The organism is Actinoalloteichus hoggarensis, from assembly GCF_002234535.1.
Classification (GTDB): domain Bacteria; phylum Actinomycetota; class Actinomycetes; order Mycobacteriales; family Pseudonocardiaceae; genus Actinoalloteichus_A; species Actinoalloteichus_A hoggarensis.
Genome location: NZ_CP022521.1, coordinates 2455629 through 2467934 on the forward strand (window position 1 = coordinate 2455629; position 12306 = coordinate 2467934).

The window sequence follows — 12306 nt, forward strand, 5'->3', positions numbered from 1 at the left end:
GCCGGGACGGCGACGGCTTTCGTCCACCGTCCGGGTTGCGATCATTCGTCTGGGTGATCACACGATCGGGGTGGGCGGCGTGATCCACTCTGGACCTCGCCACCCACTGCGGTCGGATCGGTGGGCAACAGGCCTGCTCAACGCCGGACCGGTGGTCGGGACAGCACGGACGAAGGTTTTCTGTATCCATTCGGCTGCGACACGAGCCAACCTCCAGTGCTGGTGCTTACGGTGCAACAATGGATCATTCGTCTGGGGGAGCCTCGTTATCGCGTAGACGCTTGATGGGCCTCGGCGCGGGCACCGCGGCAGCACTGCTCGCGGCCGCGGCCCCCGGCGCCTCGGCGACACAGCGGCCCGTCGATCCGGCCTCGCCGAGCGCCGACACCGCGCCGCGGGGCTCGACCGCGCACCTGCCGTCGGCGCCTGCGGCCCGTCCCGCCGCTGGAGGCCTCCGGCCCGTCGGCCTGCCCGCGGCCGTCGGCGACGACACCCCGACGACGGAACTGACGAAGTTCCTGGACCCGATGCCGATCCCGCCGGTCCTGCGACCCGCCGAAGACGAGTTGACGACCATCGTCAAACGGGCCGCGCGGGTGCGACTGCACTCGGAGCTGCCCCCGACCACCGTCTGGACCTACGACGGCCACTTCCCCGGCCCGACCATCGAGGTGCGCCGGGGTCGTCGCGTGCTGGTGGCCTGGCACAACGGGATCGAGGGCGACTTCCCCGTGACGGCCGTCGACGTGCCGCTGCCCGAGGAGGGGGAGCCCTCACCCTCGGACCTGCCGGGCCGGGGTGGCGGGACGCCCATTCCACAGGTCACTCGGCTGCCGCCCTGGTCGGTGACGCACCTGCACGGCGGGGTCGTCGCGGCGGGCAGCGACGGATGGGCCAACAATGCCGCGCTGCCCGGCGAGAGTCAGCTCTGCGAGTACCCGAACCAGCAGCCCGCCGCGATGCTCTGGTACCACGACCACGCGATGATGATCACCCGATGGAATGTGTACGCGGGTCTGCTGGGCACCTACCTGATCCGCGACGACGAGGAGGACGCCCTGCGACTCCCGGCGGGCGATCGGGAGATCCCGCTCCTGATCGCCGACCGCAATCTCGACACCGCGGCGGACGGGTCGCTGACCGGGGCACTCCTGCACAAGACCGTCGCACAGCGCGCGTTCAGCGGTCCCTTCACCCTGGTCAACGGGGTGATCTGGCCGCACCTGGAGGTGGACGCGGCCTGGTATCGCCTCCGGGTGCTCAACGCCTCCAACGCCCGGACCTACCGGCTCCGACTACAGGACGAGGAGGGCGCCCCGATCACGGGCGTGGTCTGGCAGATCGGCACCGACAGCGGCCTGCTGCCCGAACCGGTGGAGATCCCGCCGGAGGGGCTGATCATGGCGCCCGCCGAGCGGGCCGACCTGCTCGTCGACTTCCGGTCGCTGTGGGGGCGCACGGTGCGGCTGCACAACACCAACGGCACCCCGGTCCACCCCGAGGTCATGGAGTTCCGGGTCGGGACGCGGCGCGCCGTCGACCGGTTCCGGCTGCCCGTGACGATCTCTCCGTCGTACGAACGTCTGCCGGGGCCGCACATCGCCGCGCGAGAACGCATGCTGATCCTCGCCAACGGCCCCTCCGGTCACGGAGAGCTCTGGGAGATGCGGCGGCTCGACCCGGCGCACGATCGGATCCCGGAGTTCGACGGGGTCACCGTGCACGACGGCTACGTGCAGATACAGGGACGTGACGGCGAGGTGGTCACCTACCGACGACTGTGCCGCGTGTTCGAGGACACGGTGAACTGGTTCGTGCGGCACGAGGACTGGGAGGACTGGCACATGCTGAGCCTCGCGGCGCCGACTCACCCGATGCACCTGCATCTGGTGCGCTTCCAGGCCGTGAGGCGGGATCACTACGTGGTCACCGAGACCAGGCCCGACGCCGACGGCAGACCCGTGGTGGTCGGCGGCTTCGACGAGAGTCGGGGCGGGACGCTCACCCCGATCCGGTACGAGCGGTCAGGCGACCTGCTCGTCGACGAACGGGGTTGGAAGGACACGATCCGGGTGGCCAGAGGGGAGGAGGTCACCATCATGGCGCGGTTCGAGGGCTCCACCGGCCAGTACATGTATCACTGCCATCTGCTGGAGCATGAGGACATGGGGATGATGCGGCCCTTCGTGGTGGCGCCGGAGCCGGTGGTGACGCTCATGGAGCAGCTCCACGGCGATCACGGACCCGGCGATCACGGACCCGGCGGTCACGGGTCCGACGATCACACGCGGGGCGGCGGGCCGGGAAGCCGCTGAGCACCGCGTCGGCTCGGCGTCCCTCGACGGCAGGCGTGTCGGGCGCGGCTAGGCCCCTCGGCTGCCTGCGCACCACCCCACCGGACGCCGACAGGCCCGGACCACGAGGTCCGGGCCTGTCGGGAGCGGAAGACGCTCAGCCGCGCAGCATCTTGCGCAGCACGTACTGCATGATCCCGCCGTTGCGGTAGTAGTCGGCCTCACCGGGGGTGTCGATGCGCAGGACCGCGTCGAACTCGACGGTGGAGCCGTCCTCCCGGGTGGCCGTCACCCGCAGCGTGCGCGGCGTGCCGCCGTCGTTCAGCGCGGTCACCCCGGAGACGTCGAAGGTCTCCGTGCCGTCCAGACCCAGCGAGGCGGCACTCTCGCCCGCCGGGAACTGCAGGGGCAGCACGCCCATGCCGATCAGATTCGACCGGTGGATGCGCTCGAACGACTCGGTGATCACCGCGCGGACGCCCAGCAGGCTGGTGCCCTTGGCCGCCCAGTCCCGCGAGGAGCCGGAGCCGTACTCCTTGCCCGCGAGGATCACCAGCGGCACGCCCGCCTCGGCGTAGGACACCGATGCGTCGTAGATGGTGGTCTGCTCCCCGCCCGCGAGGAAGTCGCGGGTGAAGCCGCCCTGCACGCCGCCGGGCTCGATCGCGTCCAGCAGCAGGTTGCGCAGCCGGATGTTGGCGAACGTGCCTCGGATCATCACCTCGTGGTTGCCGCGTCGCGAGCCGTAGGAGTTGAAGTCCCGGCGCTCGACACCGTGCTCGCTGAGGTACCGGCCCGCGGGCGAGTCGGCCTTGATCGCCCCGGCGGGCGAGATGTGGTCGGTGGTCACCGAGTCGCCGAGCATGGCCAGGACCCTGGCACCGGAGATGTCGGTCACCGGGCTGGGCTCCGGCGTCATCCCGTCGAAGTACGGGGGCCTGCGGACATAGGTGGACTGCGGGTCCCACTCGAAGACGTTGCCGGTGGGCGTCGGCAGGGACTGCCACCGCTCGTCGCCCGCGAAGACGTCGGAGTAGCCGTCGGTGAAGCCCTGCGAGGAGATCGCCGAGCCGATGACCTCCTGGATCTCGGCGGCGTCCGGCCAGATGTCGGTCAGGAAGACCGGCCTGCCCTCGGTGTCGGTGCCCAGCGGCTCGGTGCTCAGGTCCAGATCCATGGTGCCCGCGAGCGCGTAGGCCACCACCAGCGGCGGGCTGGCGAGGTAGTTCATCTTGATGTCGGGGTTGATCCGACCCTCGAAGTTCCGGTTCCCCGACAGCACCGAGACCACCGCGAGGTCGGCGGAGTTGATCGCCTCGGAGATCTCGTCCTGGAGAGGGCCGGAGTTGCCGATGCAGGTCGTGCAGCCGTAACCCACGAGGTTGAACCCGAGCTTCTCGAGGTAGGGCAGGAGCCCGGATCGCGCGTAGTAGTCCATGACGACCTTGGACCCCGGGGCGAGCGTGGTCTTCACCCACGGCTTGCGCGCCAGTCCACGCTCGACGGCCTTCTTCGCCAGCAGAGCCGCGCCGATCATCACGCTCGGGTTGGACGTGTTGGTGCAGGAGGTGATCGCGGCGATCGCGACCGCTCCGTGGTCGATCTCGAACTCGGAGCCGTCCACTGTGACGCGAGTGGGCCTGCTCGGCCTGCCCGCGGCGCCGTTGGCCGCCGAGTGCACCGGCCTGCCCGCGTGGTCGTCGTCGCGCGAGTAGGTGGGCGAGTCCGACGCGGGGAAGGACTCGTCGGAGGCCTCGTCCACGACCGACGGGTCGGCGGTCACGTAGTCGGTGATCGCCTTGCGGAACGCCGACTTCGCCGAGGACAGGTCGATGCGGTCCTGCGGACGCTTGGGTCCCGCGATGGAGGGCACCACGGTGGCGAGGTCGAGCTCGAGCCGTTCGGAGTAGGCGGGCTCGGCCTCGGGGTCGTGCCACATGCCCTGCTCGCGGGCGTAGGCCTCGACCAGGGCGACCTGCTGCTCGGATCGACCGGTGAGCCGGAGATAGTTGGTCGTCTCGGCGTCGACCGGGAAGATCGCACAGGTGGAGCCGAACTCGGGGCTCATGTTGCCGATCGTGGCGCGGTTCGCCAGCGGGACGGCGCCGACGCCGGACCCGTAGAACTCGACGAACTTCCCGACCACACCGTGCTCACGCAACATCTCCGTGATGGTCAGCACCAGGTCGGTCGCCGTCGCGCCTGCGGGCAGTTCGCCGTGCAGCTTGAAGCCGACCACGCGCGGGATCAGCATGGACACCGGCTGACCGAGCATCGCGGCCTCGGCCTCGATGCCGCCGACGCCCCATCCGAGCACGCCGATGCCGTTGACCATGGTCGTGTGGCTGTCGGTGCCCACGAGGGTGTCCGGGTAGGCCTGGAGGGTGGTGCCTCCGTCGCCGCCCTGCCTGGTCATCACCACGCGGGCCAGGTGCTCGATGTTGACCTGGTGCACGATGCCGGTGCCGGGCGGGACGACCTTGAACTCGTCGAACGCGCTCTGACCCCAGCGCAGGAACTGGTAACGCTCGCGGTTGCGCTCGTACTCCAGGTCCACATTGCGCTCGAAGGCGTCGGGCCTGCCGAAGATGTCCGCGATGACGGAGTGGTCGATGACCAGCTCGGCGGGCGCCAACGGGTTGACCTTGGACGGGTCGCCGCCCAGGTTCGTCACGGCCTCGCGCATCGTGGCGAGGTCGACGACGCAGGGCACGCCGGTGAAGTCCTGCATGATCACCCTGGCCGGGGTGAACTGGATCTCCGTGGCAGGCTCGGACGAAGGGTCCCAGGAGGCCAGCGCGCGGACGTGGTCGGCGGTGATGTTCGCGCCGTCCTCGGTGCGGAGCAGGTTCTCCAACAGGATCTTCAGGCTGTAAGGCAGCCGGTCCGCGCCCTCGACCGCGCTCAGCCGGAACACCTCGTACGAGGTGTCTCCGACCGAGAGCGTGCCGCGGGCGCCGAAGCTGTCCTGGCTAGCAGGTGCAGTCACGTCCAACAACTCCATCTCGCGACGGCGCACGTCAGTTCGGGGATGACGTCAAGTCTGGCCCAGCACGACGGGCCGTGCTGCTCGACTCTTCTGGTGGCGTGTCCGGTTCTCTCGTCTCGCCCCGCTCGTCGAGCAGGCCGTCGATCGTCGCGGACACGGCGGCAAGACCAAACAGTACGCTTGTCCTGTATTCGGATTCAAGTCGGGGCGTCGATCTCCGCCTGCCGCGACGGAGATCACGGACGATCACCGAGGAGGCGATCGCCGGCGCGGACGGCGTGCCCTCGCCGAACGCGACGGGCCTGCTCACCTGTGTCTCGGCCGTCGTCGGAGGTTTCCCCGGACGCCCCGCGCAGGCCGCGGCCCGACTCGACTGCCGGTCGGCCGGTCGAGACGGCGGCGTGCGTCGCCCGTGGAACAGGCGGTGCGCCGTCGGTTCGACGCGAGTCGGTTCGTGGGAGCGCGCCCTCACCCGCGCCGCCCGGCTCGCGGGACCATCCGGCGACCGTCGCGTTCCCGCCTTGGACAGACCTCGGGCCGGGAACGACGATGCGTTCCCGGCCCGGACATCGCGACCCGCGGGGCGCGGCGGGGGCGCCGTCGGATCAGTAGGTGGAGCTCGCGGACTCGATCAAGAGCGTGACGTCGCCCGGCTCCGTGCTCTCCAGCACCAGCATGAACAGCTCGCCGAAGGTGCGGATCGGGCTGACGTACCACCGGCCGTCGACCTCGACGGTCGCGGCGCCGGAGTCCAGCACGTTGGTCATCAGCCGCTCGACGAAGGCGATGGCCTCCGGCGGAAGCTCGCCGCCCAGCTCGGCCTGCAGCTGCCCGGTGATCTCGGACATGCACATCTGGTCGACCTGGCCGCCTTCGACGCTGATGTCGACGCAGTCGCCGTTGATGGCGATCGTGGCCTGCTCACCCGGCCGGGTGCCCTCGATGGACACCGATTCGATCATCACGATCGTGCTGCCGTTGGACTCGCGGGTGCTCGTCTGGAGATCGGTGACGGTGATGTCGGCGGCGCCCATGCCGCCTGCGGGGACCTCCGCCAGCAGCAGCGGTCCGAGGTCGTACAGGACGCCCATCTCGTCGGGCGGGGTCATCGCGATGACCCGCTCGACATCACCGGCCATCGCCGCCGCGACGAGCTCCTCCACCGCGGCCTGAGGCGAGTCGGCGCCCACGGCCTCGACCGAGGTGTCCGGCCAGGACATCCCCTCTTCGCGCAGGCCGTAGTCGGCGATCGTGTAGAAGAGGCTCGGGTACCAGTCGCCGTCGACCTGCACGGTGGCGATGCGCAGCGGCTCCTCCAACTGGGCGAAGTCGATCTGCTCGCTCTCACCCGTCGGAAGTCCGTCGGGGAACGCCGCGGCCACGAAGCTGTCGGTGAGCGGAAGGTCGGCGAGGTCCGAGTTCATGGTGAGCGTGCCTGCCGAGGCCTGCGTGATCACGAGGTCCTCGTTGATGCGCTCCTCGGAGGCCGTATCGAACTCCAGGCCTTCCAAGGTGGTGCCCCAGCCCTCGATCGACGAGGGATCGGTGCCGGGTTCGAAGATCTCCAGCCGCGTCAGCTCGCCGACGGTGGCCTCCAGGTAGTCCCTGCTCAGCCGGGCTTCCGCGGGTGCGAGCGTGTCGAAGAGGCCGACGACGTCGTTGCTCCCGGTGGCGGTGAGCAGCCGCGTCGCCGCATCGGTGGGCGTCTCCCCGCCCGCGGCGTTGACCTCGCCTCGGCCGAAGGCGTACCAGGTGCCGAACGCGGCGCCTGCGACAGCCACCACGGCGACGACCGAGCCGACGACCAGACCCGTCTTCTTCTTCGGGGGCGGACCCTGCGGCGGCAGCTGGCCGTAGGGGCCCTGCGGCGGCGGACCGCCGTAAGGGGGCTGTCCGCCGTGCTGCGGCTGGCCGCCGTAGGGCTGCTGCGGCGCACCGTAGGGCTGCTGCCCGCCGTAGGGCTGCTGCGGGCCGGGCGACGGATAGCCCGCCGCGCCCGTGCCGGGGTGAACCGGGCCGTTCGGCGGCTGCTGCTCCGGCTGCCAAGGACCGGGGCCGGGGTGGGTCACGACGAGCCTCCTGCGTTTCGTGTCCTCTGCGGACGGCTGCCGAACAGCACGCCGAGCGCGCCGATCAGGGTCAGCGTCACGCCCGCGAGGGTGGTGATCGGGCCGATGCCCGAGATGCCGATCAATGCGGTGTTGTCGAGGCCTTGGACGACGGCGACCATGGTCGCCGTTCCCATCGGAAGCGAGAAAATCAGCGCGAACACCGAGGCGGTGACGCGCAGCCTGATCAGATGCAGCAGGACGCAACTCGCCGCGATCGGGATGAGCAGCGGCCAGGCCCCCAGGATCGTGTCGATGATCGGGGGCGGTTCGAGGAGTCTGCGGAGCACTCCGATCGTCTGATGGCTGTCTCGATACACCGAGCCCGACCGCAGCCACGGCAGGAAGGTGCCGATCACGGCGATCGTCACTCCTGTCGCCGTGGTGATCGGCGCGTTGCGGCGCAGCCAGTCCTGCACGCGGTGCATCCTCTCAGTCGGTACCGACCTGAGTAGTCGGTTAGGGCGAACGGGGGGCGATCGACATGATTTCGTCACCTTCTGTGAAGTCTGCACCGCTCGTGTGGCTGAAGGTGCGGGAGGAAACGCTGAGGTGAATGGCATCCCGAGTGGCGTGATGGCACAGTTCTGACCGGTTACTCCATTCGGCGCAACGTGTCGTCGGAGTGATCGACTCGCGGAACTCGTGCGCGACAGGGGGCGTCGGTGGGCAGACGGCGGGGAACACCACGACGGACGGCGATCGGCTTCGACGTGCCCGCGCGCGGTCGTCGGGCGCTGTCGATCACCGCGATGCTGTTGGCGGCGTCGCTGACGGGAGGCCTCACCTCCTGGGCGGAGCCGCCCGCCGACCCGGGGGACGCCGCGATCGACGAGGGCAACGCGAAGGTCGAGGGCGCGGCGACCAGGGTCGGCGAGCTGACCAGCAGACTGGCCGAGGTCTCGTCGGAGCGAGACCGACTGCTCGCTGAGGTCGAACTCGCCATGGAGGACGCCAATCGGGCGCTGGTCGACCTCGAGACGGCGGAGACCGAGGCTCGGCGCGCCGCCGACCTGGCCGGCACGGCCCAGATCGAGGCGGACGCCTCGGCCGAGCACATCGATCGTGTGCGACGGCGGATCGACGAATTCGCCGCCGCCAGTCACCAGCAGGGCACCGTGGTGGGGTCGCTGAGCGCCTACTTCGGCGCGGAGAGCCCGGACGAACTGCTGGAGCGGGTGCAGATGCTCGACGCGATCAGCGGGAGCCATCTCGATCTGCTCGACGAACTGGAACGCGCCCGAACCGACAAGGTCAACAAGGACTCGGCCGCCCGAGCAGCGCTCGCTGACGCCGAGTCGGAGCAGGTCGCCGCCCGGGAGGCCAAGTCCGCCGCCGACGCCGCCCTCGCCGCGGCGGTGACCGCCGAACAGGCCCAGCAGACCGAGATCGCCGCCGTCGAGGACGAGCGAGCCGCCGTCGAGGCGGAGCTCGCGTCCGCTCGTTCGGAGGTCGAGGGGCTGGAGGCTCAGCGCACCCGATATGAGGAGTGGCAGCAGGAGCAGCAGGCGGCTCTGGACGCGGTGGCGGCCGCCGTGTCGGTGCCTGCCGGCCAGCCCGCGGGCCCGACCGTCGCCTCCGGGAGCAGCACGTCCCACGCCGTCGAGACGGTGATCGGACGGGCCGTCGCGCAACTCGGCATGCCCTACTCCTGGGGCGGCGGCAACGCACACGGCCCGACCCGGGGAGTCCGAGACGGCGGGGTGGCCGACGCCCACGGCGACTACCAGAAGATCGGCTTCGACTGTTCCGGGCTGATGGTGTACGCCTTCGCAGGCGCCGGAGTGCACCTGCCGAAGTACAGCGGCTACCAGTACGAGTCGGGCCAGCGCGTCGCGCTGGCCCAGATGCGCCGAGGCGACATGATCTTCTGGCAGACGAGCGGCCGGATTCACCACGTCGCCCTGTACCTCGGCGACGGAATGATGGTGGAGGCGCCGTACTCCGGGAATCAGGTGCGCATCACCCCGGTCCGCTACGGCGGCATCGCCCCGTACGCGGTGCGGATGTTCTGACGGCCGCCGCCGGTCCGCCGTCCGGTCGGAACCCGGCGACACCGCGGCGAGGCGCCGCCCCGCCGTCGACTCGCCCACGTGCGCCGCCCGGCCCGCACGGCCCGCGGGCGGTGTGCGGGAAGCGGGTGCGATCGCGGCGCGACCGGCACGGAACCGGCCTGGCCGGGACGGGACGGATCGAGGGCTTCCCGCCGCCCGGCGCGTGCCGCGATACGCGGCCGAGACGTCACGCCTCGGCCATGGGCTCGACTCCTGTCGCCGGGCGGACTCCGGTGGTGGGATCGGGCCGCCGCGCTCGGTCGCGCCGTGGACGTCGCTCACGCCCGCGAGCGGACATGGTGCGGGCCTCGGAGGCCGCGGCACCGCCGAGATCGCCCGCGCCGTCCTGGTTCCCGAGATCACCATGGAGCAGCGCGTCGGTCGGGTCGGGAAGCCGCCGGTGTCCTCGGCGTGGTGCGGCCGATTCGGCGCGGCCGGTCATCCCGCTGATCGGGCCGCCGGGGTGATCACTCGGGTGTGGCCGCGCGCAGGGCGTCGACCAGGGCGCGCAGGGCGGCCCCGGTCGCCGCCGTCTCGCGGACGGCGGCGTAGATCGACCTGATCGGCTCCGGTCTGCGGACTCGGCGCACGACGACCCCCGGATGCCGGTTCCCGAGACCGAGCCGGGGGATCAGACCGACACCCATGCCTGCGGCGATGAAGCCCTGGGCGGTGGCGTAGTCGTCGCTCTCCACCCCGAAACGCGGGCTGAAGCCCGCGGCCGCGCAGGCGTCCAGCAGGACGTCGAGGCACAGCCCGGCCTGCTCCGTCCCGACCCAGGACTCGTCGGCGAGGTCGGCGAGATCGAGCACTCGTCTCGCCGCGAGCGGGTGTCCCTTCGGCAGCACCGCGCGATAGGGGTCATCGTGCAGGGGCACCAGTCGGACGCCGTCTCGGGGACGACGTCCGCCGCTCACGATCACCGCGAGATCGGCCTCGCCGCGCTCGACGGCGGGCAACGGGTCCTCGGGGTCGGCCAGCGTGAGATCGACCCGGACACCGGGATGCTCGCGGCGCAGGCGGGCGAGCGCGGGCGGCATCAACGCGACACCCGCCGTGGCGAAGTAGCGCACCGTCAGCCGCGCCGTGCGACCGGTCCGCAGCGCGGCCAACGCCGACTCGGCCTCGGCCAGGTCCCTGCTGATGACGGCCGCGTGCTCGGTGAGCAGCCTGCCCGCCGCGGTCGGACGGACGCCCCGGCCCACCCGTTCGAGCAGCGGGATGCCCGCCTCGCGCTCCAAGGTCGCCACCTGCTGACTCACCGCGGACGGCGTGTAGCCGAGGTTGGTCGCCGCCTCGGTCATCGATCCGCTGGTGACCACCGCACGCAGGACCAGCATTCGCCGCACATCAAGCATGAAGGACAGCTTAACGATGAGTGCAGGTCTTTTCGCTTGTCCTGTCGATTCGGCGGCCGCATCGTCGGTACCGCGACGCACGAAGGAGCGGCGAACGAACCCGGCGACGGCCGGCGGACACGCGGCGGCGAACGACGGACGAGGGAGACGATCATGTTCGACAGGACCGGCGGGCCCGCGGGCATGGCGAGGATGGGCATCCTGGCCCTGCTGTGGGGATCGACCTTCCTGTGGATCTCGGTGGCGCTGACGGGGCTCTCGCCGGTCCAGGTCACCTTCGTTCGCTGTGTGCTCGGCACGGCCGTCGTGCTCGTCTGGTGTGCCGTCGCCCGCCTTCGACTGCCTCGGGGCGGTGCGGTCTGGCGTCACCTCCTGGTGGCCGCCTTCTTCTGCAACGCCCTGCCGTTCGCCATGTTCAGCTTCGGACAGCAGACCGTCGACTCCGGGGTCGCGGGCGTCCTCAACGCCACGACGCCGCTGTGGTCGCTGGTGCTCGGCATCGTGCTCGGCACGGAACGCGACCTCCGGCCGGTCCGACTGGGGGGACTGCTGGTCGGTTTCGTCGGTGTCCTGCTGATGTTCGCCCCGTGGCAGCAGAGCGGGGTCGTCAGCTGGGGATCGCTCGCCATCCTCGTGGCGGCGGCCTCCTACGCCGTCGGCTTCGTGTACATGGGGCGTCACCTCGTCGGCAGAGGCACGCCCGCCGTCGCACTCGCGGCCGCGCAACTCCTGCTCACCACGGGGTTGATCGCGCTGACCCTCCCGGCGGGCGGCGTGGCGACCGTCCACCTGAGCTCCGGGGTCCTGCTCGCCGCCCTCGTACTCGGGGTGTGCTGCACGGGAGTGACCTTCGCGCTGACCTACCGGATGATCGCCGACGAGGGAGCGACCAACACCGCCGCCGTGGGATATCTGCTGCCGGTCGTCTCCGTCGTCCTGGGGATGGTCGTGCTCGGCGAGGAACCGGGCCTGCGTGTCGTCGCGGGGATGGTCGTCGTGCTCATCGGCCTCGGGATGGTCCGCCGTCGGGCCGCCCGGCCGCCGTCCGACGTGGGCAGCCAGGCGGCAGGCACGGCGCGGGGCGCGGACGAGGGCGCAGGCATGGCGGTGGGCTCGGAGCAGACGGGCGCGGAGCAGACGGGCGCGGCGGCGGACTCGGCGCCCGCGCCGGCGGCGCCCGCCCGTTGCCGCTGAGCCGGTGGCAGCTGAGCCGGTGGCCGGAGTCGGTCCACGGCACGGTGAACGGCTGCGGGAGTGCCTGCCCACCGTCGGGCCGGGCCGTGCGCCGAGTTCTGCGGGAAGCACGGCCGGGTGCGGCGCCGCGTCCGGTTCCGGCCCGATGCGGGCTGAAGGCGGCACCGCGCTCGAACCGCTTGGCCGATCACCGATCATCGACCCCGGACCCCGCGTCCACCACCAGCGCCGCACCCCGAGGCGGCCGCGGCGCCGCAGGATGGCCGCGGCGCCGCCGATGACCGCCGTACTCCGGGATGACCGCCGCGG

At 71.1% G+C, this 12306-nt stretch carries 7 protein-coding genes; 3 read left to right on the top strand and 4 right to left on the bottom strand.

Annotation, left to right across the window (positions count from 1 at the left end; all coding sequences use genetic code 11):
- Positions 1-239: 239 nt before the first annotated feature.
- Positions 240-2315, top strand: a complete 2076-nt coding sequence (locus tag AHOG_RS10815) for a multicopper oxidase family protein (protein WP_093941250.1) — start codon at positions 240-242, stop codon at positions 2313-2315.
- 136 nt (positions 2316-2451) lie between these two features.
- On the opposite strand, the gene acnA is transcribed toward AHOG_RS10815, so the two are convergent.
- The 3 genes from acnA to AHOG_RS10830 form a co-directional block, all read right to left on the bottom strand.
- On the bottom strand, positions 2452-5283 hold the full coding sequence (gene acnA, locus AHOG_RS10820) for an aconitate hydratase AcnA (protein ID WP_093944349.1): 2832 nt from the start codon (positions 5281-5283) through the stop codon (positions 2452-2454).
- Between the two features lie 605 nt (positions 5284-5888).
- On the bottom strand, positions 5889-7352 hold the full coding sequence (locus AHOG_RS10825) for a hypothetical protein (protein WP_093941251.1): 1464 nt from the start codon (positions 7350-7352) through the stop codon (positions 5889-5891).
- Entirely contained in the window at positions 7349-7819 is a 471-nt protein-coding gene (locus AHOG_RS10830; protein ID WP_093941252.1) for a hypothetical protein, read from the bottom strand. Before AHOG_RS10830 ends, AHOG_RS10825 begins: the two co-directional genes overlap by 4 nt.
- Positions 7820-8056: 237 nt before the next feature.
- Here AHOG_RS10830 and AHOG_RS10835 point away from each other — a divergent pair, with 237 nt between their 5' ends.
- Positions 8057-9406: an NlpC/P60 family protein gene (locus AHOG_RS10835; RefSeq protein WP_245856688.1), complete on the top strand. Its 1350-nt coding sequence runs from the start codon at positions 8057-8059 to the stop codon at positions 9404-9406.
- A gap of 506 nt (positions 9407-9912) precedes the next feature.
- On the opposite strand, the gene AHOG_RS10845 is transcribed toward AHOG_RS10835, so the two are convergent.
- On the bottom strand, positions 9913-10803 hold the full coding sequence (locus AHOG_RS10845) for a LysR family transcriptional regulator (RefSeq protein WP_093941254.1): 891 nt from the start codon (positions 10801-10803) through the stop codon (positions 9913-9915).
- Between the two features lie 153 nt (positions 10804-10956).
- Between AHOG_RS10845 and AHOG_RS10850 the strand changes: the two genes are divergently transcribed.
- Positions 10957-11997 carry a DMT family transporter gene (locus tag AHOG_RS10850; protein ID WP_211290573.1) on the top strand — a complete coding sequence of 347 codons (1041 nt, stop codon included), beginning with the start codon at positions 10957-10959 and terminating at the stop codon, positions 11995-11997.
- Positions 11998-12306 lie beyond the last annotated feature (309 nt).